Origin of the sequence: Longimycelium tulufanense (assembly GCF_014645795.1) — a bacterium.
In the GTDB taxonomy this organism is placed as follows: Bacteria; Actinomycetota; Actinomycetes; order Mycobacteriales; family Pseudonocardiaceae; genus Longimycelium; species Longimycelium tulufanense.
In genome coordinates, this window is record NZ_BMMK01000005.1 from 1 (window position 1) to 21,680 (window position 21,680).

Below are 21,680 nucleotides of genomic sequence, written 5' to 3' on the forward strand. Positions count from 1 at the left end.
ATCGTCCACGAGTGGAGATCATCTACCCCACCTCAACGATCTACCAAGTGAGACACGCTCTTAGTCAAAACTTGAACCAGTCGCGCCACCAAATGAAACATGATGAAATTTCAACTTCAGGAACTGGATCATGTACTACCCATTCGTGGGGTCTCGCATTATTGATCAAGCGAAGAGGTCAGGAGGCAGTCAACCTGGGAACGTGCCCGGTCAGAGCACTTGATCGAGCACTCCGGCTGATCTCGCTCGACAGGGTGAGGTGCGGGATGGATCATGTCAGATCGGCATCAGGTTGGCCCTAGCCTTGTCCGACACCGCAGCGTCGGTTTATCGCTTTTTCGGTGGCCTTCATTCCTAAAAGGAGGTCTCGCCTTCGCACGGCCAAATGAAGTTCCCACAACAGAAGCAACCAGGAGGAACCGTGCTTCTCGTCGAAGAGATTCCCAGTCTGGAGACGACTGAAGATGCCCGTCGCCGGGAGTTGAACGCGCTGCTGCGCGCCTGTCGTGCCCGCCTGCGGCGGGATCAGGTCGGGCTGCCGCTCAGCCTGTCACGGCGGGACACTGGGTTGCGGCAGGAAGACGTGGCGATCATGGCGGGGTTGAGCACCCGCTGGTACGCCGCTTTCGAGCGTGGCGAACTGACCACGCCCAACAGCCAGATCCTGGAATCAATCTCGCGTGTTCTGCGGATGGACGAGGCGGAACGTACGTGCCTCTACCTCCTGGCGTCCGGCCACGAACCCACACGACACGAAGCCCCCAGGGCCACGGTGGACGCCGGGCTCCGCGAGTTCGTCCGCAGCCAGGTGCCCAAGCCCACCATGGTCACCGACCTCTCCTGGCAGCTCCTGTGCTGGAACTCCGCGGTCACCGAATGGTTCGCGAACTTCAGCGATCACAACGAGGAAGACCGCAACTTCGCGCTCTGGCTCTTCAGCGAAGATGCCGCCCAACGCTTCGTCGAGATCAACAGCGAACGCTGCGCACTGATCGGCCAGCTGCATACCGACTACGCACGCCATCCCGGCCACCCGGACCTCGAACGGGTCATCTCGCGTCTTCTTGCGATCAGCCACCAGGCGCGCGTGCTGTGGGACCAGTTTCACCTCGCCCCGTCCAACCGCTACTTCACGACGTGCCTCAGCCACCCCAGATACGGCCAGCGCGGTATGTTCGGGGTTACGGTCAAGCTGCGGTCCGGGTTGCGACTGCTCACCTTCACTCCGGCGCGAAGGCCCGCACGTCGCCAGTCGGCCTGACGGTGGCCATGCCGTTGGCCAGCGGGCCCGAGGGGAAGCGGGCACGCGCTGGTCAAGTGGATGGGTCCGCCGAGTGCCCTTCCGCGCAACGCCCTCTCGTGCCGAGGCCGGAAAGTCGATGTGCCAGTCTCAATGTCCTCAGGTGATCGAAGGTAGCCCGGCAGCCGCGTCCAGCATCGCTCCTCCCAGCGGTACAGTGAACGATCCCGCGGGCAGCTGTACGTCGTGGGACATGCTGCTGCCGGGCAAGCACTCTTGCCCGCGCCGATACTTCAGTCGCTACAAGCGACCCAGCCGTCATCTGAGCTCCCCGCAGGACACAGCGTCGCTTGCCCCGGCCACGGCCGCGTTGCGGCGGCAGCGGGGGACGGACCTAGGAGCCGGTGTCCCACCGATTCCCAGTGTTGTAGGCGGTGGCTCAGAAGGAGCCGAACAGTGGCCCGGTGATCGCCAGCCCAACCTTGTCGGTGCGGTAGAGCACGAAGATGAGGAGGGCGCCGCCGGCAAGCGCGATGTCTTTCATGAACTGGATCTGCTCGTTGGCACGTGCGCGGGGATCGGTCTCCCGCCAGAAGGCGTGCATGACGAGTGCGGTCGGGGCGAGGAACAGGAACAACATCAACGCCCCGAAATCGCCCCACAGGCCGAGCAGGACCAGCAGCCCGCCCACCACCATCCACACCCCGCTGCCGAGCACGGCCAGCCGCGGTGCCGGGAGTTTCTTCGCCTGGGCGTAGCCGGCCATGTAGTCGGTGTTGGTGAAGTGGCCGTAGGCGGACCCGAAGAAGATCAGGACGAAGAGGATGCGTCCGACGAGTGCGACGAGATCCATCACAAACCTCCAATGGGGAGCCCTGCCTTGGGGCAGGGGGATGAATTCGGAGACCCGTTGGCCAGGGCCGGCGTCAGCCGGCGTGGCACCAAGCAGGTGAGTGGACGGGTCTCCCGGGAATCGGATCGACACAAGGAACTCGTAGAAGGATCGTGTGATGGCGCGAGCGTCCGCCGGTTCTCCAGTGGCGTGTACGACTTGGGCTTGCATGTGGTCGCCACCCAGTGGTGCCGCACCCTGAAGGCGGGTGGGTGAGGATGCGCCAGTCCTTCAAGTTTTTGTTGCGCCCCACAGCTAAGCAGTATGTTGCCCTGGTGACGTGTCTCGAGGATCACCGGTAGCTTTACAACGCCGCGCTGACTGAGCAGGGGGATGGCTACCGTATGGCGGGCGTGTCGATCCAGTATGTCGAGCAGTCCGCTCAACTCCGCGACATCGGCCGTGCCGACCCAGAGGGGCAGGGGCGGTGCTCGTTCTCCTCCCAGCAGGCCACCCTGCGCCGGTTGAACAAGGCATTCGCTGCGTTCTTCCGCCGCATCAAAAACGGCCAGCAACCCGGTTATCCGCGGTTCAAGGGAGTTGGCTGGTTCGACACCGTGGAGTGATCTCAGGGCGGGGACGGCTGTCGCTCGGACTCGCAGCCCCACACCCCCCGCCACCCGTCTCCATCTCCAGGGTATCGGGCATGTACGGGCACACGAGCACCGGGCCATCCTGGGTCGTGTGAGGACGGTCAGCGTCAAGTGTGAGGGCTCGCGCTGGTTCGTAGTGCTCTCCTGCGACGACGTGCCGGTCGAACCGTTGCCCGCGACGGGCCGCGTGGTGGCGCTCGACATGGGTATCACCCATTTCGCCACCACCCACACCGGAGAGCACATCCCCAACCCAAGGTGTCCTGAAGCGGTTGGCCGAGGCGTTGGAGCAGGTGCAACATGCCTTGTCTACGTTCCCACAACGACACCGCACCAAGCGCTCCCGTCAGCATCGGGCTGCCGCCGCAAAGTCGCCCGCCTACACGCCAAGATTTGCCGACCACGCCTCGACCACGCGCACAAGACTGCGCTCCACGTGGTGCGCGCAGCTGATGTCATCGCTCACGAACGGATGAATATCACCGGCATGGTGCGCAAACCGCAAGCCAAACCTGATCCCGACCAGCCGGGTGTGTTTCTCCCCAACGGAGCAGCGGCGAAGACCGGGCTGAACCGCAGCACCCTCGACACGGGTTGGGGGGTGTTCCTCAGGCTCCTTGCGCACAAGGCTGAAAGTGCCGGTCGACGAGTGATAGCTGTGGGCCTCCGCAACAGTTCCCCCACCTGCCCATGCTGTGGGCATTGCGCGGAGAGCAACCGCGACCGGGAACACTTCTGCTGCACCGCCTGTGGGTACCTCGACCATGCTCCCAGGATCGACGATGGCGCCGTCCGGGGCATGCCGAGAGCGGGCCCCGGTCGCCACAGTTTGGTGACGATGGGTGATCATTGAGGTGGCTACGCCGGCTCCTCATCGCCCGACTCGGGCAACGGCAACGGAACAACCAGGCAGGGTCCGCCGAAGAACAGGCCGGCGTCGACGTCCACGACGCGGCCGTCGGCGTAGACGTAGGGGCCCTCGACCTCCCAGGGGTCGATGCCGCGGATCACCGGGATGGGGCTGTGCCCGTGCACGATCCGTCGCCCGCCCAGCGTCCGGAGCACCACCTCGGCCGCCTTGGGCCCGAGGGTGGGGTCCAGGAACTCGCCGCGCCGGAACAGCAGCCGCATACAGTCGGTCCACTCCTCCGGTCGCGGCTCAGCAATCACCCGGGCCACGGTCCGGTTGACCTCGGTCACGGAGGAGCCCAGCTCGAGGTAGGCGGTGGTGTCGGAGTGCACCAGCAGGTGGTCGGCCACCACCGCCGCGGCGGGCAGGCCGGACAGCCATGCGACGTGCTCGTCGCGCAGCCGGGTGAGGTCCTCGGTCCGGCCGCCGTTGAGCTGCCACAGCTCCCGGTAGGTGCGGGGGTTGGGGGACACCGGCTCGTCCGGGAAGTGGTGCGCGCCGAGCAACAGCAGCTCGTGGTTGCCGAGCACCGCGCCGACGTGGCCGCCGGCTTCGTCGGCCTGCCGGGCCAGGCGCATGACGAGATCGATGACGCCGATGCCATCCGGGCCCCGGTCGGTGAAGTCCCCGAGGAACCACAGCCCGGCGTCCGCGCCGGCCCAGTCGCCGGCGGCGTCCACCAACCCGGCGGTGGTCAGCGCGGCGACCAGCGGTTCGAGGTGGCCGTGGACGTCGCCGACCACGTGCAGTGACGTGGCTCTGGCCTGGTCAGGGGACACAGTTCCGAGCGTAGCCCGCGGTCACGCGTTCATTCGTTCGGGCGATAGGCGGGACCACGCGGATGGGCCCTTGCCGTCACGTGACGACAAGGGCCCATCCGGTGGCGTGTGGGCGCCGGCGGTCGGTCAGACCTGGATGCCACGCTCGGCGAGCCAGGGGCGCGGGTCGATCTTCTGGCTACCGTTCAGCCACACCTCGAAGTGCAGGTGTGGACCGGTGGACTGGCCGCGGTTGCCCATGGTCGCGATCTGCTGGCCGGCGGTGACGCGCTGGCCGGCCTGCACCAGCGATTCGTTGATGTGTCCGTAGACGGTGACCGTGCCGTCGTTGTGGCGGATGCGGACCCACAGGCCGAAGCCGCTGGCGGGGCCGGACTCCACCACGACGCCGTCGGCCACCGAGCGGATCGGGGTGCCGATGGCGTTGGCGATGTCCACACCCTGGTGACTGGTGCCCCAGCGGGCGCCGAACCCGGAGGTGAAGACGCCCTCGGCGGGCTTGACGAACTGGGCGCGCAGCGCGGCGACCCGCTCGCGTTCGGCGGCCTCCCGGGCGTCGCGTTCGGCAGCCTCGCGGGCGGCCTGCTCGGCCGCGGCGCGGGCCGCGGCGGCCTGGTCGGAGGCGGCCTTGGCGGCCTGTTCGAGCTGCTGCTGGGCGGCCCGGCCCAGCTTCGCGGCCGCGCCGGCCGGCTCGGCGATGTCGGCCACCGGGAGGGTCTCGGGATGCCCGCTCCGGGGCTGGATGCCGGTGCTGGTCATCGCCAGGTCGGTGGTCTTGCCCAGCGGGGAGATCTCGTTCGCGGCGGACTTGACCGTCTCCAGGTTCGCCGCGCCCGTGACGAAGGTGCCGGCGGCCAGGGCCGCGGTGATGACCCGGGTACGGATGACGGTGGGGGACGGTGCTCGGTGGCGCGCGCCTCTGGCATTCGGGGTGATGCTGCTCAGCGCCTGCTGAAGTGCCGGAGAGGGTTGCTCACCACCGCTCGCACGGTGTCGAGCCACTGCTCAGACCTTTCAATTGTTCGGGGAGTTCGGTCTGGGACACCCGTCGGGGTCGGGCTGGTATGGACCCGGGGGATGATCGATACCGTGTCCCACTGTTAACCGAACCGTGACTTTCGTCGAGCGACGCTAACGATGGGTCACCGGAAGGGGCAAGTTGGAGTGACCTTCGTCGCCTTTTGGTATAAGAATCGCGTAAAATTGTCACTCGTTGCGACCGAGTCGTTCGGGTTCAGCGAACACTTTCGGCCAACTTCTTTCCCACCCACCCACAAGCCCGCCGCCATCGGCCACGATCGGAACCTGTCGGGTGTTCGGCTAGTGAGGGGACGCGAGGTCGATGGGTGCGCATCTCAGCCGACGTGGGTTCCTCCGCACAACCGGGGTCACCGCCGGTCTCGCGCTGCCCATGGCCACTCCCCCGGCAGCTACCGCGGCGCCGTCGCCACCCGCGCCCGAGCACGACGTGCACGACATCGACGTGGTGTCGCTGGCCCGCACCATGATCCGGTTCGACACGTCCCACAACGGTGAGGGCGGGGTGACGTTGCCGCACGCGCGCGCCCTACGCGCCATCTGGGAGGCCCACGGCGTCAACACGCGCATCGTGCCCACGCCCAAGCCCGACAACGTGCACCTCGTCGCGCGCATCCAGGGCACGGGTGCACGCCCGCCCCTGTTGTTGCTCTGCCACTCCGACGTCGTGACGGTGGAGCGGGAGGACTGGCAGCGGGACCCGTTCGGCGGTGAGGTGGTCGACGGCGAGCTGTGGGGACGCGGTGCGGTTGACATGAAGGGCGCGAACGCCGCCTATATGAGTGCGTTATTGCGCCTGGTCCGAGAGGGTGCCCGGTTCGACCGGGACGTGATCTTCCTGTCCGACTGCGACGAGGAGGGTGGACCGCACAGCACCTATTGGTTGCTGCAGCAGGAGCCGGAGCTGTTACGGGTGGGTGCGGTACTCACCGAGGGCGGATGGCAGCTGGCGCAGCGGGACGGCCGGACCCCGATGATGCTGTCCGTCACCACCCAGGACCGGGTGTTCGGCCTGGTCCGGCTGACCGCACGAGGCACGGCCACACACTCGTCCAAGCCCATTCCCGACTCCGCGATCGTCCGGCTCAACCGGGCCGTGGCCCGCTTGGCCGACCACCAGCCGGACGTCGTGCTCACCGACATCAACCGCCGGTACTTCGAGGCCTTGGCCGAGGCCACCACCGACGAAAGCTTCGCCCACGGGATCCGGCTGCTGCTGCACGCCCGGAACCCACGGCAGGTCGAGCGCGCCGCGCGCCTCGTCGTCGACAGGAGCCCCTACCCCTGGCTGCACAACGCGCTGCTCCGCGCGACCGTCGCCTACGTCGTCCAGGAGGGCGGGTACCGGTCCAACGTCATCCCCTCCCGGGCCTCAGTACAGCTCCAGATTCGCTTCACCCCGCAGGGCCAGCGCCCGGCCGCGGTGATCGACGGGATTCGCACCGCCATCGCCGACGGGGGAATCGAGCTCACCCTGGTGGGCCAGCCCGGGCAGACCCAGGACGAGATCCTGGCCGGTTGGAACGAACGTTGGGCGTCCCAGCCGTCCACCACCGACACCGACGTCTTCCGCGCCTGGCGGGCCGCTGCGGGTGAGGTCCTGCCCCGTGTTCCCGCCGTTCCCGCGATGTTCGAGGCGGGCACCAGCGGCGGTCCCTGGCGGAAGCAGGGCGTTCCGGTGTACGGCATCTACCCGTACGTTGTCGACAACGCCGCCATGGTTTCGATGCACGGCACCAACGAACGGGTCCGTGTTGACGCCCTCCGCCAGGGCATGGAGCTGCTCTACCGATTGTTCCGTCGCTTCACCGTCTAACCACCGAGGAACGATGCTTCCGATCATGAGCTTGTAGATCTCGTACTCGGACAACCGCGCCGGATCGAGCAGCAACCTGGCCCCTCGTCTCGGGCGAACGTGCGGCACCGGCCGCTCATGGCACCGGAACGACGGTCGCCCGCCCGCTCGGCGTGACAACGTCGGGCCGAAAGCGAGGGGCGTCACGGCCGCGGGGACGCCAGTGGTGCTCAGCCGAGGAAGCCACGCAGCAGCGAGGCCGTGCCGGCGAGGTGTTCGGCCATGGCTTCCCGGGCGGCGCTGGGGTTGCCGGCCAAAATCGCGGCCACGACCTGCTCGTGCTGCTCGCGGGAGTGCTCGATGTTGCGTTCCAACAGGGGAATCGCGTCCAGGAGCTCGTTGAGCCGCATGCGCACGTCGGCCACGGCCGACACCAGTGCGCTGGACCCGGTCACTTCGGCGATCGCCAGGTGCAGGCGGGAGTCGCGGCGCCGGAAGTCGGCGAGGTCGGCCCGGCCCGCCTCGGCCAGCTTGGCGGTCAGGTGCTCCCGCTCGGCCGCGGTGAGCTCGCGGGCGGCGGCGGCCTCAGCTGCGCCGGTCTCCAGGACGTGGCGGAACGTGAAGACGTCGGCGAGGCGGGCCGCGTCCCACCGCCGGGCCACGCCCCGCACGTCGTGGCGGATGGCGGTGGGCGGTTCGTCGACCACGAAGGTGCCGCCGTAGCGGCCGCGGCGGGACTGGACGAACCCGGCCTGCTGCAACGCGCGGATCGCCTCCCGCAGCGTCACCCGGCTGACGTTGAGCCGTGCCGCCAGTTCCCGCTCGGCCGGCAGCTTCTCCCCCGGCCCCACCACGCCGAGCCGGATCGCCTGCAGCAGCCGCTCGACGGTCTCCTCGAAGGCGTTACCGGTGCGCAGTGGCCGGAACATCGGATGTTCGGCGCCGGCGGGCACCGACCCGGCACTGGCCTCCCGCTCCCGCACCGCCCGCCTCCCCGAACCGCCAATGGTCTGACCGTGGTCAGATTAGAACATCGACGGAACCCGACGAGCGCTCCACGGCCGGAGGGCTCCCCGGCACGAAGCCGCCAGGCTGCTCGCCCAGCAGCACGGATCAGGCGGCGGTGAGACGCGATACCACACAGGGGACATGCCCCGGAGAGAAACTCCGCGGCAATACAGACACAACGGAGGAAATTCACAATAACCAACCGCAGTCCGGAAACCCGAAAAGCCGAGCACCGCACCGGGTTTCCTGGCTGGGGAGGGCACGCGTAGGTGGCAACCCGCGCCGGAAAGCCATGGCAGCCAGGCGACAGCCCGAAACGCGCGAACGCGGCGGCCCGCACACTGGACAAGGTGCGGGCCGCCGCGTCCAGGCGGTACTGCTAGCGACCCAGGTCGGGGTAGAGCGGGTACTTGGCGGCCAGCGCGGTGACCCGGTCGCGCAGGGCGGGCACGTCCGCCCCCGGCTGCAGCGCGGTCGCGATCACGTCAGCGACCTCGGCGAAGTCCTCAGCCCCGAAACCGCGGGTGGCCAGCGCCGGCGTGCCGATGCGCAGGCCCGAGGTGACCATCGGCGGCCGCGGGTCGAACGGCACGGCGTTGCGGTTGACCGTGATCCCCACCGAGTGCAGCAGGTCCTCGGCCTGCTTGCCGTCCAGCTCGGAGTCACGCAGGTCGACCAGGACCAGGTGCACGTCGGTACCGCCGGTGAGCACCCGCACGCCGGCGGCGGCGCAGTCCTCGCGGCGGAGCCGGTCGGCCAGGATCCGCGCCCCCTCCAGCGTGCGACGCTGGCGGTCGGCGAACTCCTCGCTCGCCGCGACCTTGAAGGCCACCGCCTTGGCGGCGATGACGTGCTCCAGCGGGCCACCCTGCTGCCCGGGGAACACCGCGGAGTTGATCTTCTTGGCCAGCTCCTTGGTGGTCAGGATCACCCCGCCCCGCGGGCCACCGAGGGTCTTGTGCGTGGTCGTGGTGACCACGTGCGCGTGCGGCACCGGGTTCGGGTGCAGCCCCGCGGCCACCAGGCCGGCGAAGTGCGCCATGTCGACCATCAGGTAGGCGCCCACCTCGTCGGCGATCCGCCGGAACTCGGCGAAGTCGAGCTGTCGCGGGTAGGCCGACCAACCGGCCACGATCAGCTTCGGCCGGTGTTCCTTGGCCAGCCGCTCCACCTCGGCCATGTCCACCCGGTAGTCGGCCTCCGAGACGTGGTAGGCGACCACGTTGTAGAGCTTGCCGGAGAAGTTGATCCGCATGCCGTGGGTGAGGTGCCCACCGTGCGCGAGGTCCAGGCCCAGGATGGTGTCACCCGGGTCGAGCAGCGCGAACATCGCCGCGGCGTTGGCCTGCGCGCCGGAGTGCGGCTGCACGTTGGCGGCCTCGGCACCGAACAGCGCCGTGATCCGCTCGATGGCCAACCGCTCGACCACGTCGACGTGCTCGCAACCGCCGTAGTACCGCCGCCCCGGGTAACCCTCGGCGTACTTGTTGGTCAGCACCGAGCCCTGCGCCTGGAGCACCGCGACCGGCGCGAAGTTCTCCGAGGCGATCATCTCCAGGGTGCCCTGCTGACGGCGCAGCTCGGCGCCCACCGCCGCGGCGACCTCCGGGTCCAGCTCGGTCAGCGGGGCGTGCATCAGGTCCATGCGTTGCTCCTCGTCGTGATCGTCGGCGGTGCTCATGCCTCGGCGCCGACCAGGGCACCGTAACCCGCGGCGTCGAGCAGTTCGGCGGGCAGTGCCTCCACCCGGACCCGGAAGAGCCAGCCCCGGCCGTGGGGCTCGGCGTTGACCAGTGCGGGATCGTCCACGACCGCCTGGTTGACCTCGACGACCTCGCCGGTGACCGGCGCGTAGAGGTCGCTGACCGACTTGGTGGACTCGATCTCGCCGCACACCTCGCCGGCGGCGACCGTGGTCCCCACCTCGGGGAGCTGGACGAACACCACGTCACCGAGGGACTCGGCGGCGTATCCGGTGACGCCCACGGTGGTCACGCCGTCCGCCGGCTCGGTGCACCACTCGTGGTCCTGGCTGTAACGCAGGTCGGCGGGGAAGTTCATGGTTCCTCCAGGCACGGGGAAGTCAGGAAGTCGACGGGGACCGGTGCCGCCGTGTGACGGGCACCGGTGTGTTGGGGAAGTGCGGCGGGTCAGGCGCCGCGGCGGTAGAACGGCAGCTCGACGACGTCGACGGGCTCCTGGCGGCCGCGGACGTCGACGGCCAGCTCGGTAACCGGCGCACTCCGGTCGACCGGCACGTAGGCCATGGCAACCGGCTGGCCCAGCGTAGGTGAGGGCGCACCACTGGTCACGGTCCCGATCGGGGTGCCGCTCGCGGGGTCGACCACGGGGTAGCCGGCGCGGGGCGCGCGGCGGCCGCGCGCCACCAAGCCCACCAGCGTCTCGGTGGGGCCGGCCTCCTTGCGGGCCAGCAGGGCGCCCCGGCCGACGAAGTCGCCCTTGTCGAACTTGACCACCCGGCCCAGGCCGGCCTCGAACGGGGTGCGCGCCCGGGTGAGCTCGTGGCCGTACAGCGGCATGCCGGCTTCCAGGCGGAGGCTGTCCCGGCTGGCCAGCCCGGCCGGCAGCGGGACCTGGGGACCGCCGGCCGCGCGCAGCGCCTGCCACAGCGACTCGGCGGCGGCGGGGGCACAGAACAGCTCGAAGCCGTCCTCGCCGGTGTAGCCGGTGCGGGCGAGCAGCACCTCGTGGCCGGCCACCCGGGCGGGCAGGCAGGCGTAGTACTTCAGGTTGTCCAGATCGGCGTCGGTCAGCGTGGCCAGCAGGCCGGCCGCGGCCGGTCCCTGCACGGCGAGGAGCGCGTGGTCGGCGCTGGCGTCGGTGACCTCGGTGTCGAAGCCGCTGGCACGCGCGGACAGCTCCGCAGCGACAACGTCGGTGTTCGCCGCGTTGGCGACAACGAGGTACTCCTGCTCGCCGGTGCGGTAAACGATGAGGTCGTCCAGCACGCCGCCGTCGGGCGCGCAGATCATGGTGTAGCGGGCGCGGTGGTGGCCGAGCTTGCCGATGTTGCCGACCAGCGCGTAGTCGAGGGCCGCGGCGGCTTGCGGGCCGGTGAGGACGATCTCGCCCATGTGCGAGAGGTCGAACAGCCCGGCGCCCTGCCGCACCGCGTGGTGCTCGGCCAGCTCGCTGGTGTAGCGCAGGGGCATGGAGAAGCCCGCGAAGTCGGTCATGTTCGCGCCGAGCGCGACGTGCACCGCGTGGAGCGGGGTCTGCTTGGGTGGGTCCTGGGGTTGCATCGAGGCTCCCTCGGTCGTGCCGGTGGTCTGCCGGCGTGCCTGGGTGGGCCTCCCTGCTCTGTCGTGGACCTGAGAGCTTCGCCGCGACGGGTCGCGGCTTGCACCGTGGGTGAGGCGGCACGGGGTGCCGCCTGCTTTCCAGAGGTCGCCTCGTCCGAACGGTAGTTGGTGCCTGAGAGTTTCCCGGGAGTGTTGCTCCTTCGGCGCCCCCGCCCGCCGCGCACGGCCACGGAGGTCTCTCCCGCCCGGACTCGAACGGCGCGATGTTCGGTTGTGGCCCGCAGCATACGCAGACCGGCGCCGGGGTTGCACCCCGAGTAGGTGCGACGTGGGTGTGGCCGCCCCCTCGGGCGCCAGCTGGCTGCCCCTGCCCGACGAGCTGCCCGATCGGCAGGGAGATGAGCGTGCGGTGGCTGGGTAGGACGCTCCCGCCCTACCCGGCCACCGCTCGACAGATGTTCAGTGGCAGCCGGCGAGGTCCTGGAGTTGGGCCACGTCGATCGCGTTGGCCTCGCGTTCGGCACCTTGGTCGTTGGGGTGCACGTTGTCCGGGGACAGTCCCGGTGCCCAGTGGTCCGGCTGGTTCGGGTCGGACACTGCGGCGGCGAAGTCGACCACACCGTCGAACAGCCCGCTGTTCCGGACGAAGTCGTTGACCTGCTTCCGGTTGGCCTGCGCTCCGGGGAGCCCGTAGGTGAAGGCCACGCCCTCCGCGCCGGCGGTGGGGGTGAGCGTGCCTCCGATGGCCTTCAGCCCGGCCCGGTGCGCCTGGTCGACGATCTGCCGGTAGGCGTCGATCACCTCGTCAGCGGAGGCGAAGAACGCCAGGTCGTTCATGCCGAGCACGACGACCACCGCCCGGACCCCCGGAACGCTGGCCACGTCGGCCCGGAACCGCTCCACCCCCGAAGGCCCGCCGATGCCGACCAGGTTGGGACCGAGAATGCCCGGCCGGATCCCCGGGCTGGCGAAGTTGAAGCTGATCGCGGAGTCGACCACCGACAGCCGGGAGCCACCCGGGGTGGCCTGGAGCCGGCGGGTGAGGAAGTCCGGCCAGCGCCGGTCGGCGTCCGCGGTGGTGGCGACGCTGTTGGTGAAGGAGTCACCCAGGACCGCCACCGCGGAGGTGCCGGCGGGGGCGTAGACGTCGACGGCGTCGACGTAGTAGATCGAGCTCGTCCGGTCGCCGAAGGCGTTGCCGTTCTCCTCCGCGGCGTGGTCGCCGCTCAGCGGTGGCGACAGGTACGAGGTGTGGTTCCCGTCCCAGTGATAGGTCGGGGCCGAGTGAAAGACCTGCGGAACGTGGAAGCTGACAGCGAGCTTGTCGAAGGGAGCGACGGTGATCGCCACCGGGTCGCTGACCACGTCCTGCCCGGGCGGGACGGTGACCTTGTCGGCGCCGGAGAACGTCAACGGCTTGTTCGAGCCGGGGACCAGGCTGGAACCGGACTGCTGCCGGCCGACGTGGACGTTGGCGAACGTGATCGGGTCCGTGCCGTAGCGGTTGCTCAGGTGCACGCGCACCGCGGTACCCGAGGTTTCCGGCGTGGTGATCATGCGCAGTGATTCGTTGGCGATCGCCCGAGGCAACGTCAGGGGGTAGCCATCGACGTTGATCGAGGGCCCGTTGGTGTCTTCCTGGACGAAGCGTTGGGGGCCGCCGGGAACGGCGGCCCACGCGCCCACCCAACCGGCCGAGGAGCAGGTCACCGGTGCGGGGCCCGGTGCCGGTTCGGCCGCCGCTGCGGTGCCGGGTGTCGCGAGCACCGCGCCCGCCAGGGCCGTAGCCACCGACGTGACCAGTCCCCACCTCCTGGCCTGCCCACGAGTTGTTGACCTTGCCATACGAAATGCCTCCATTCGGCAACGCCTCGCACACCGTTGTTGTTTCCCTCTTGGCTGACTGCTGTTTCGTTTCTAGCTGACGTGGAGTTTTACCGACCCCTACGCACGCGGAAGTGTTGATATTGAGAAAATCACTTCCAGTCATCGGCCAGTTTCGGTCACTGCGAGGCAGGACGTGTTTGCCACCGGGTGACGATCCAGTGAAGAGTCGATACCTGCCCTGTTGTCGTACAGCCACAGCGGGCACTGGGGCGCCGACCGGCCATGGCACTGGGCTCGCATCTCGCAAGACTGTTATGTCGGAAAAACTCCGACCGCCAGGACACAATCACCCGACTGAGTTCCACCTACCGGATCACGCTTCCCGTTACGTCCAACGAATCAGCCGCCGGCCCGTGCGCATCCATGTGCCAAGCACAACGTGCACAATATGACGGGTTGCCGGAGGTTTTCCGATGACAGCAATTTTCCAACATCTCGCCCGGCCACTTTGGTGGCCAGTCCAGCGTCGGGTCCGATATCGTCCGGTATCGGGAGTCCAGCGACAGCGCCGTCCGAGACATGCCACATCCGAGCCGCCAACGAGGGTGCGGGCCTGGGTTCCCACCCCGGGCACGGACGACTGGCGCTCACGATCAGGACGCGGCCGCCCGAAGCGCACTCGCGCTGGGCGACGTTGTTGACGGGTTCGGTTTGCGATATGCCGGGCCTCTTCCTGAGTCACCGGATAGGCCATCACTGCGAGGCGTGGCAGCGACGACGCGTTCCCACTGGATCGGTCAGGTGGCCAGGACTTCGCCAGGACCCTTGACCCTACTGTGTCTCGTACCACAGGATTTGGAGCGCTCTAAAAGTTAGAGCGCTCCAACGAGGGTGTGGACACGAGGATGGAGAACCTACCCATGCGGATCGGACTCGCTGGTGTGGGGCGGATTGGTGCCTTCCACGCCCAGACCCTGCGCACGCTGCCGGCGATCGGGACCCTGGTGCTGGCCGATACCGATGCCGTGCGGGCACACCTGGTGGCGGCCCAGCTCGGCGAGACCGGTGTGGTGGTCCTCGATCGACCCGACGATCTGTTCTCGGCCGGTCTCGACGGGCTCGTTATCGCCGCCGCCACCGATGCCCATCCCGAGCTGCTGGAACGGGGAGTCGACGCGGGGATCCCGGTGTTCTGCGAGAAGCCGGTCGCGCCTGATGTGCAGGGCACGCTGGCGGTCATCGATCGGGTCGGCGGGACCGAGGTGCCGGTGCAGGTGGGCTTCCAGCGACGCTTCGATGCCGGCTACACCGCTGCCCGGGATGCCGTGGCGGCGGGCAAGCTCGGTTGGGTCCACACGGTGCGGGCGTGCACGCTGGACCCTGGCCCGCCGACGCCCGAGTACGTGGCCGCGTCCGGCGGTTTCTTCCGTGACTGCAGCGTGCACGACTTCGACATCATCCGCTGGGTCACCGGTCGGGAGGTGGTTGAGGTCTTCGCGCGGGGCACCAACCGTGGCGCGGACTTCTTCCGCGCCAGCGGCGATGTCGACACCCTCGCGGCGATGCTCGTTCTGGACGACGACACCTTGGCGTTGGTGTCCGCGACCCGGTACAACGCCGCCGGCTACGACGTGCGGTTGGAGGTACTGGGGTCGCAGGACAGCGTCGCGGTCGGGCTGGACGACCGCCTCCCGCTGCGTTCGGTGGAGCCAGGTGTGCGGTGGCCCGGTGGGCCGGCCTACCCGCTGTTCATGGACCGGTTCCGGCCGGCGTTCGCCGCCGAGCTCAGCGCATTTGTCGACCTCGTGGCCGGTCGTGGGCAAAGTCCCTGCACGGTGTTCGACGCGCTGGAAGCCTTCTACATCGCCGAGGCGTGCGAGCGGTCCAGGCAGGAGAACCGTTCCGTCCGGCTCGACGAGGTGCGCCGCTGAGCACGCGCGCCGGTGCCGAGGGAGGAACCAGCTCGACGGGGTGCGATCACGTTGGCTGACCACCCCCCACCTCCGACTCTGGACGGATCCGGGACGTTGGCGTCGGTCCGGCGAGCACCTGCTCGCCGGCCCGACGCTGGTCGAGAAGCCCCGGGCCGAGAAGGTTGCGACCCTGGTCGACCGCGGCACCTACTGGCCGACGCCGACAGCCCGGCGGGTTGCGGCGCCGGTGCCCGGTCCCCAAACCTGGCGACAGGGTCCCGGCACCGCACGGTCCGGCTGGGCCGAACCCCGGTCGACCAACCGCGGCGGCCGATCAACCGCCGCGACGCCGCGCCAGGACCGAACAGCTACAGCGGAGTGACGTAGGCACCGGAGATGCCGCCGTCGACCAGGAAGGTGGAGGCGGTGATGAAGGAGGCGTCGTCGCTGGCGAGGAAGGCGACCGCGGCGGCGATCTCGGACGGCTCGGCGAACCGGCCCATCGGCACGTGCACCAGCCGCCGCGCTGCACGCTCCGGGTCCTTGGCGAACAGCTCCCGCAGCAGCGGGGTGCTCACCGGCCCGGGGCACAGCGCATTGACCCGGATGCCCTCCCTGGCGAACTGCACACCCAGCTCGCGGCTCATCGCCAGCACACCGCCCTTGGAGGCGGTGTAGGAGATCTGGGAGGTGGCAGCCCCCATCACCGCCACGAAGGAGGCGGTGTTGATGATCGAGCCCCTGCCCTGCCGCTGCATGTAGGGGATGGCGTACTTGCAGCACAGGTAGACCGAGGTGAGGTTGACTTCCTGCACCCGGCGCCAGGCGTCGATGCCGGTGGTGAGGATGGAGTCGTCGTCGGGCGGTGAGATGCCGGCGTTGTTGAACGCGATGTCCACCGATCCGTACTCACCGTGCGCGGTGGCGAACATCGCCTGGACGTCGGCCTCGTCGGTGACGTCCACGCGTACGAACAGGCCGTCGACCTCGGCGGCCGCCGCCTTGCCCGCGGTCTCGTCGATGTCGGCGCACACCACGCGCGCGCCCTCGGCCGCCAGCCGCTTGGCACTGGCCAGCCCGATGCCGCTACCGGCACCGGTGACCACGGCGACCTTTCCCTGCAGACGCTGCACACCCACTCCCATGTCCTTCAGGTCACCCGCATCAGGTTGGCTCCCACGAGTTCCCCCACCATGGGCGGGGAGTTGCCGCTCACTCATGGTCGCCTCCTGACGTCGCGATGAACACGTTCTTGGTCTCGGTGAACGCCGTCAGCGCGTCCGGTCCCAGCTCGCGCCCCAGCCCGGACTGCTTGAACCCGCCGAAGGGGGTCCAGTACCGCACCGACGCGTGCGAGTTGACCGAGAGGTTGCCGGCCTCCACGGCCCGGGAGACGCGCAGCGCGCGACCCACGTCGCGGGTCCAGATCGAGCCGGACAGCCCGTACTCGGTGTCGTTGGCCAGCCGGACCGCGTCGGCCTCGTCGTCGAACGGCAGCACCGACACCACGGGGCCGAAGATCTCCTCGCGCCAGCTGCGCTCGGTCCCGTTCTCGGCGAGCAACACCGTTGGCGGGTACCAGAACCCGGGCCCGTCCGGGCAGCTACCGCGGAACGCCACCCGATCGCCGTCCACGTAGGACGCGACGCGATCTCGTTGCGCCGCCGAGATGAGCGGACCCATCTCGGATTCCTCCCGTGCGGGATCCTCGACGCGTACACCCTTGACGGCGGGCTCCAAGAGCTCCAGGAACCGATCGTAGACGCTACGTTGCACCAGGATCCGCGAGCGCGCGCAGCAGTCCTGCCCGGCGTTGTCGAAGACCCCGTAGGGTGCGGTGGCGGCGGCGCGTTCCAGGTCGGCGTCGGCGAAGACGATGTTGGCGCTCTTGCCGCCCAGCTCCAGCGTCACCCGCTTCACCTGCCGCGCGGCAGCGGCCATGATCTGCCTGCCCACCTCCGTGGAGCCGGTGAAACAGATCTTGCGTACGTCCGGATGCTCGATGAACCGGTTCCCCACCACCGAGCCGCGTCCCGGCAGGACCTGGAGGACATGCTCGGGAATGCCGGCCTCCCGGGCGAGTTCGCCCAGCCGCAGCGCGGTGAGCGGCGTCAGCTCCGCCGGCTTGAGCACGACGGTGTTCCCCGCCGCCAGCGCGGGGGCGAACCCCCAGGCCGCGATGGGCATGGGGAAGTTCCACGGCACGATCACGCCGACCACGCCGAGCGGCTCGGCGAAGGTGATGTTCACGCCGTCGGGGACCGGGATCTGGCGGCCGCACAGCCGTTCCGGCGCGGCGGCGTAGTAGTGCAGGACGTCCCGGACGTTGCCTGCTTCCCAGCGGGCGTTGCCGATGGTGTGCCCGGAGTTGCGCACCTCCAGCTCGGCCAGCTCCTCCCGGTGCTGGTCGACCAGGTCCGCGAAGCGGCGTAGCAGCCTGGCCCGGTCCCCGGGCGCCACGGCTCGCCAGGGCGGAAACGCTTCCCGTGCCGCGGCGATCGCCCGGTCGGTTTGTTCGGCCGACGTCAACGGCACGGTGCGCAGCACCTCGCCGGTTGCCGGGTTGATCACGTCGTGCGTCTGGGTCACCAGCTCTCCCTCACGCGCGCCCGCTTGCGAGCCGCTTGAACCAGCCCGGCGAACAGCCGAGCGTCGATGTCCTGCTCGGGATGCCACTGCACCCCGATGACGAACTCACGATTACCGTCCTCGACGGCTTCGACCGTGCCGTCGGCCGCCCACGCGACCGCGGTCAGGCCCGTACCGAGGTCGCGGACGGCTTGGTGGTGGTAGCAGGAGACCGTGCACCGGTCCCCCACCATGCCGGCCACCCGGCTTCCCTCGGTCACCCGGACCTCGGTGGTACCGAACAGGGCACGAGCCGGCAGGTGCTCGAGATGTCCGACGTCATCGGGCAGGTGTTGGGTCAGCGTTCCGCCGTAGGCGACGTTGAGCACCTGCATGCCCCGGCACACCCCGAGCACCGGCAGGTCCTGCGCCAGCGCCTCCCGCAGCAGCTCCAGCTCCCACGCGTCCCGCTCCGGACGGACCCCGGTGGTCTTCGGGTGCGGCTCGGCCCGGTAGGACGCAGGATCGACATCGGCCCCACCGGCAATCACCAGCGCGTCGACCGCGCGAAGGGCTTCCCTTGCGCCCGAAGGCAACGGAGGCAACAGCACCGGAACCCCGCCGGATGCCAGAACGGTGTCCACATAGGAACGTGGAAGCAGGTCGGCGCGACGTCGCCACACTCCCCAACCGGCCTCCTCCGAGTACGTGGTGACCCCAACAACCGCTCGGGGCACGCCGTTGTCACAGTCGTTCGAAACCACGCTTGCGCTCCCAGTCGGTCACCGCGGCGGAAAACGCCTCAACCTCCACCCGTGCGGCGTTGAGGTAGTGCTCCACCACCTCGTCGCCGAAGGCGGCACGCGCCACCTTGCTCTCCCCGAACAGCCGGGCCACCGCCGGCAGGGTGAGGGGGACACGCGGCTTGTCCGAGGCGTAGGCGTTGCCCTCGAACGCCGGCTCCAGGGGAAGCTCACGTTCGATCCCGTGCAGCCCGGCGGCGATCATCGCGGCGATCGCGAGATAGGGGTTCACGTCCCCGCCGGGTACCCGGTTCTCCACCCGCAGCGAGGCATCGTGCCCGACGACCCGCAGCGCGCAGGTGCGGTTGTCCCGCCCCCAGGCGACCGCCGTCGGTGCGAAGCTGCCCGGCACGAACCGCTTGTAGGAGTTGATGTTCGGGGCGAACAGCAGCGTCAGCTCGGGCAGGCAGGCGATCAGGCCGGACAGGAAGTGCGACATCACCGGGGAGAAACCGTGCTCGCCCGGTCCGGCCATGACCGGAGTCCCGTCCGCACCCCGCAGGCTCAGGTGGATGTGGCAGGAGTTCCCCTCGCGCTCGTCGTACTTGGCCATGAACGTCAGGCTCATGCCGTCCTGCGCGGCGATCTCCTTGGCGCCGGTCTTGTAGATGACGTGGTTGTCGCACGTGGTCAGCGCGTCGGCGTAACGGAAGGCGATCTCGTGCTGGCCGAGGTTGCACTCCCCCTTGGCCGACTCCACGTACATCCCGGCGCCGGCCATCGCGTTGCGGACCCGGCGCAGCAGTGGCTCGACCCGCGCCGTTCCCAGCATCGAGTAGTCGACGTTGTACTGGTTGGCCGGGGTGAGATCGGCGTATCCTCGCCGCCACGCCTCCTCGTAGGTGTCCCGGAAAACCAGGAACTCCAACTCGGTCCCGGCGAAGGCGGTCCAGCCGCGCTCGGCGAGCCGGTCCAGCTGCCGACGCAGCACCTGCCGCGGCGAGGCCACCACCGGGTCGCCGCCCTCCCAGGCCAGGTCGGCCAGCACCAGCACGGTGCCCTCGTGCCAGGGAACCGCACGCAACGTGGCGAGGTCGGGACGCAGCACGAAGTCGCCGTAGCCGCGGTCCCACGACGACATCGCGTAGCCGTCCACCGTGGCCATGTCCACGTCCACGGCGAGCAGGTAGTTGCACGCCTCCGCCCCGTGGTGCAGAACCTCCTCCAGGAAGTAGCGCGCCGACAGGCGCTTGCCCTGGAGCCGGCCCTGCATGTCGGTCATGGCGAGCAGGACGGTGTCGATCGCACCGGCCCCGACCGCGGCCCGCAACTCCTCGACGGTCAGCATGCCCTCGGTCCGTCCCACCCCGTGCCTCCTCGTCTCACCGGCCGCGCCCGCGGTGCCCGAGCCCCGCGCCGCAATGGCACTTGAACCAGACCTTTTGGAGGTTCGGATGCAAGCACCCCGCGTCAGCCGGTGTCAACACCTCCGACCGGCAATCGGAAAGTTTCCCGCCGCGCCTTGACAGCAACCCGGCGTACCGCGACTCTCTTCGCCCATCCGGTTGAAAGGTCAGCCCCTGACCCATTGCGACCGGCCCAGCCGCGGCGGGCGGACGGCCGCGCCGCGCACCGACAACCGATGGAGGGGCGCGCTGTGCGTGACGGGAAACGACATCTGGCCGGTGCCGACTACGAGCGGGTCGATGCGGCCTACCTCCACCGCCGCCAGCTCCGCCGCGGCGCGGCCGGCTGGGTGCTGCTGGCGGGGCTCGGTGTCTCCTACGTGATCTCCGGGGATTTCGCGGGCTGGAACTTCGGGCTCGCCCACGGCGGCTGGGGCGGCCTGCTCCTGGCCACGCTGCTGATGGGCACGATGTACACCTGCATGGTGTTCGGCCTGGCCGAGCTGGCCGCGGCGATGCCGGTGGCCGGTGCCGGCTACGGCTTCGCGCGCCGCGCACTCGGCCCGCTCGGTGGGTTCGCCACGGGCACGGCCATCCTCATCGAGTACGCCATCGCACCCGCCGCCATCGCCGTGTTCATCGGCGGCTACGTGGAGGCACTCGGCCTGTTCGGGCTGACCAACGCCTGGCCCATCTACCTGGCCTGCTATGCCATCTTCGTGGGGGTGCATCTCTACGGCGTCGGTGAGGCACTGCGCCTGATGTTCGTCATCACCGCCGTCGCGGTGGTGGCGTTGGTGGCGTTCGTCGCCGGCATGATCTTCCACTTCGACACCGGAAAGCTCTTCGACATCGCGCCCACGGATGCCTTCGGTGCCAGCGCCTTCCTCCCGTTCGGGATCGCGGGCGCACTGGCCGCCCTGGTGTACGGGATCTGGTTCTTCCTTGCCGTGGAGGGCGTTCCACTGGCCGCGGAGGAGGCGCGCGACCCGAGCGAGGATATGCCGAAGGGCATCATCGGGGCGATGCTGGTGTTGCTGGTGTTCGCCGCCTTCATCCTGGTGGTCGCCCCGGGCGGAGCAGGCTCGTCGGCGATCGCCGAATCCGACAACCCCTTGCCGCACGCGGTCCGGGCAGCATTTGGTGGCAACACCGCGTTGTCGGAATTCATCAACTACGTCGGTCTGGCCGGGCTCGTCGCGAGCTTCTTCTCGCTCATCTACGCCTACTCCCGGCAGCTTTTCGCGCTGTCGCGGGCGGGCTACCTGCCACGCTGGCTGTCGCTGACCGGACGACGCAAGACTCCGTTCACCGCCCTGCTCGTGCCAGCCACCATCGGGTTCGTCCTCGCCGCCGTCACCCGTGACGGCGCGATGCTGGTGGACATCGCGGTCTTCGGCGCGACCGTCTCCTACGTCCTGATGATGACGTCGCACATCGTGCTCCGCGTGCGGGAGCCGGACCTGCCGCGGCCGTACCGCACCCCCGGCGGGGTGGTCACCACCGGCATCGCACTGGTGCTGGCCATCATGGCCGTGGTCGCCACGTTCCTGGTCGACATGAAGGCGGCCGCCATCACGGCACTGATCTTCCTCGCCGCGATCGCCTTCTTCTGGTTCTACAGCCGGCACCGCCTGGTCGCCAACGCACCCGAGGAGGAGTTCGCCGCAGTGGCCGAGGCCGAGAGCGAGCTGGCCTGAACGTT

At 69.2% G+C, this 21,680-nt stretch carries 18 protein-coding genes and 2 riboswitches; of the genes, 6 read left to right on the top strand and 12 right to left on the bottom strand.

Going from position 1 to position 21,680, the window contains the following annotated elements; genetic code table 11:
• Nucleotides 1-421: 421 nt before the first annotated feature.
• Nucleotides 422-1,261, top strand: a complete 840-nt coding sequence (locus IEY55_RS07530) for a helix-turn-helix domain-containing protein (RefSeq protein WP_189055393.1) — start codon at nucleotides 422-424, stop codon at nucleotides 1,259-1,261.
• A gap of 418 nt (nucleotides 1,262-1,679) precedes the next feature.
• Here the strand turns inward: IEY55_RS07530 and IEY55_RS07535 are convergent, their stop codons facing one another.
• Nucleotides 1,680-2,093, bottom strand: coding sequence for a DoxX family protein (locus IEY55_RS07535; protein ID WP_189055395.1), 414 nt, complete (start codon nucleotides 2,091-2,093; stop codon nucleotides 1,680-1,682).
• Nucleotides 2,094-2,485: 392 nt separating this feature from the next.
• Between IEY55_RS07535 and IEY55_RS31930 the strand changes: the two genes are divergently transcribed.
• Both IEY55_RS31930 and IEY55_RS32940 read left to right on the top strand, forming a co-directional pair.
• Nucleotides 2,486-2,698, top strand: a complete 213-nt coding sequence (locus IEY55_RS31930) for a hypothetical protein (protein ID WP_229686155.1) — start codon at nucleotides 2,486-2,488, stop codon at nucleotides 2,696-2,698.
• 514 nt (nucleotides 2,699-3,212) lie between these two features.
• Nucleotides 3,213-3,578, top strand: a complete 366-nt coding sequence (locus tag IEY55_RS32940; RefSeq protein ID WP_373289978.1) for a zinc ribbon domain-containing protein — start codon at nucleotides 3,213-3,215, stop codon at nucleotides 3,576-3,578.
• 5 nt (nucleotides 3,579-3,583) lie between these two features.
• Here the strand turns inward: IEY55_RS32940 and IEY55_RS07545 are convergent, their stop codons facing one another.
• A complete protein-coding gene (locus tag IEY55_RS07545; protein WP_189055397.1) occupies nucleotides 3,584-4,414 on the bottom strand; it encodes a metallophosphoesterase in 831 nt (276 codons plus the stop codon).
• A 126-nt stretch (nucleotides 4,415-4,540) separates the two neighbouring features.
• Nucleotides 4,541-5,416 carry a M23 family metallopeptidase gene (locus IEY55_RS07550; protein ID WP_189055399.1) on the bottom strand — a complete coding sequence of 292 codons (876 nt, stop codon included), beginning with the start codon at nucleotides 5,414-5,416 and terminating at the stop codon, nucleotides 4,541-4,543.
• Nucleotides 5,417-5,756: 340 nt separating this feature from the next.
• Between IEY55_RS07550 and IEY55_RS07555 the strand changes: the two genes are divergently transcribed.
• Complete coding sequence (locus IEY55_RS07555) at nucleotides 5,757-7,268, top strand: M20/M25/M40 family metallo-hydrolase (RefSeq protein ID WP_189055401.1); 1,512 nt, start codon at nucleotides 5,757-5,759, stop codon at nucleotides 7,266-7,268.
• A gap of 209 nt (nucleotides 7,269-7,477) precedes the next feature.
• Here the strand turns inward: IEY55_RS07555 and IEY55_RS07560 are convergent, their stop codons facing one another.
• From IEY55_RS07560 to IEY55_RS07580, 5 genes are all read right to left on the bottom strand, one after another.
• Nucleotides 7,478-8,125, bottom strand: coding sequence for a FadR/GntR family transcriptional regulator (locus IEY55_RS07560; protein WP_444543286.1), 648 nt, complete (start codon nucleotides 8,123-8,125; stop codon nucleotides 7,478-7,480).
• 509 nt (nucleotides 8,126-8,634) lie between these two features.
• The gene (gene glyA / locus IEY55_RS07565; RefSeq protein ID WP_308424736.1) at nucleotides 8,635-9,900 is read right to left on the bottom strand and encodes a serine hydroxymethyltransferase; all 1,266 of its coding nucleotides are present in this window, start codon (nucleotides 9,898-9,900) and stop codon (nucleotides 8,635-8,637) included.
• 32 nt (nucleotides 9,901-9,932) lie between these two features.
• Complete coding sequence (gene gcvH / locus IEY55_RS07570; RefSeq protein WP_189055403.1) at nucleotides 9,933-10,316, bottom strand: glycine cleavage system protein GcvH; 384 nt, start codon at nucleotides 10,314-10,316, stop codon at nucleotides 9,933-9,935.
• 89 nt (nucleotides 10,317-10,405) lie between these two features.
• Nucleotides 10,406-11,518, bottom strand: a complete 1,113-nt coding sequence (gcvT, locus tag IEY55_RS07575) for a glycine cleavage system aminomethyltransferase GcvT (protein ID WP_189055406.1) — start codon at nucleotides 11,516-11,518, stop codon at nucleotides 10,406-10,408.
• Between the two features lie 48 nt (nucleotides 11,519-11,566).
• A riboswitch (glycine riboswitch) is annotated at nucleotides 11,567-11,667 on the bottom strand.
• Nucleotides 11,668-11,772, bottom strand: a riboswitch (glycine riboswitch).
• A 205-nt stretch (nucleotides 11,773-11,977) separates the two neighbouring features.
• On the bottom strand, nucleotides 11,978-13,309 hold the full coding sequence (locus IEY55_RS07580; protein ID WP_189055408.1) for a GDSL-type esterase/lipase family protein: 1,332 nt from the start codon (nucleotides 13,307-13,309) through the stop codon (nucleotides 11,978-11,980).
• Nucleotides 13,310-14,265: 956 nt separating this feature from the next.
• Here IEY55_RS07580 and IEY55_RS07585 point away from each other — a divergent pair.
• Nucleotides 14,266-15,276, top strand: coding sequence for a Gfo/Idh/MocA family protein (locus IEY55_RS07585; RefSeq protein WP_189055410.1), 1,011 nt, complete (start codon nucleotides 14,266-14,268; stop codon nucleotides 15,274-15,276).
• 350 nt (nucleotides 15,277-15,626) lie between these two features.
• Here the strand turns inward: IEY55_RS07585 and IEY55_RS07590 are convergent, their stop codons facing one another.
• From IEY55_RS07590 to IEY55_RS07605, 4 genes are all read right to left on the bottom strand, one after another.
• Nucleotides 15,627-16,391, bottom strand: coding sequence for a 3-oxoacyl-ACP reductase (locus tag IEY55_RS07590; RefSeq protein ID WP_229686177.1), 765 nt, complete (start codon nucleotides 16,389-16,391; stop codon nucleotides 15,627-15,629).
• Between the two features lie 79 nt (nucleotides 16,392-16,470).
• Nucleotides 16,471-17,847: an aldehyde dehydrogenase family protein gene (locus IEY55_RS07595; protein ID WP_189055412.1), complete on the bottom strand. Its 1,377-nt coding sequence runs from the start codon at nucleotides 17,845-17,847 to the stop codon at nucleotides 16,471-16,473.
• Nucleotides 17,844-18,590: a gamma-glutamyl-gamma-aminobutyrate hydrolase family protein gene (locus IEY55_RS07600; protein ID WP_189055414.1), complete on the bottom strand. Its 747-nt coding sequence runs from the start codon at nucleotides 18,588-18,590 to the stop codon at nucleotides 17,844-17,846. Before IEY55_RS07600 ends, IEY55_RS07595 begins: the two co-directional genes overlap by 4 nt.
• Nucleotides 18,571-19,917 carry a glutamine synthetase family protein gene (locus IEY55_RS07605; protein ID WP_189055677.1) on the bottom strand — a complete coding sequence of 449 codons (1,347 nt, stop codon included), beginning with the start codon at nucleotides 19,915-19,917 and terminating at the stop codon, nucleotides 18,571-18,573. Before IEY55_RS07605 ends, IEY55_RS07600 begins: the two co-directional genes overlap by 20 nt.
• Nucleotides 19,918-20,211: 294 nt before the next feature.
• Here IEY55_RS07605 and eat point away from each other — a divergent pair, with 294 nt between their 5' ends.
• A complete protein-coding gene (eat, locus tag IEY55_RS07610; RefSeq protein WP_189055416.1) occupies nucleotides 20,212-21,675 on the top strand; it encodes an ethanolamine permease in 1,464 nt (487 codons plus the stop codon).
• Nucleotides 21,676-21,680 lie beyond the last annotated feature (5 nt).

What these genes read in the sequence shown, in the direction of transcription:
- IEY55_RS07535 (WP_189055395.1), bottom strand. Translation starts at nt 2,093, where the DNA reads ATGGATCTCGTCGCACTCGTCGGACGCATCCTCTTCGTCCTGATCTTC.
- IEY55_RS32940 (WP_373289978.1), top strand. Translation starts at nt 3,213, where the DNA reads ATGGTGCGCAAACCGCAAGCCAAACCTGATCCCGACCAGCCGGGTGTG.
- IEY55_RS07555 (WP_189055401.1), top strand. Translation starts at nt 5,757, where the DNA reads ATGGGTGCGCATCTCAGCCGACGTGGGTTCCTCCGCACAACCGGGGTC.
- glyA (WP_308424736.1), bottom strand. Translation starts at nt 9,900, where the DNA reads ATGGACCTGATGCACGCCCCGCTGACCGAGCTGGACCCGGAGGTCGCC.
- gcvH (WP_189055403.1), bottom strand. Translation starts at nt 10,316, where the DNA reads ATGAACTTCCCCGCCGACCTGCGTTACAGCCAGGACCACGAGTGGTGC.
- gcvT (WP_189055406.1), bottom strand. Translation starts at nt 11,518, where the DNA reads ATGCAACCCCAGGACCCACCCAAGCAGACCCCGCTCCACGCGGTGCAC.
- IEY55_RS07585 (WP_189055410.1), top strand. Translation starts at nt 14,266, where the DNA reads ATGCGGATCGGACTCGCTGGTGTGGGGCGGATTGGTGCCTTCCACGCC.
- IEY55_RS07605 (WP_189055677.1), bottom strand. Translation starts at nt 19,917, where the DNA reads ATGCTGACCGTCGAGGAGTTGCGGGCCGCGGTCGGGGCCGGTGCGATC.
- eat (WP_189055416.1), top strand. Translation starts at nt 20,212, where the DNA reads ATGGAGGGGCGCGCTGTGCGTGACGGGAAACGACATCTGGCCGGTGCC.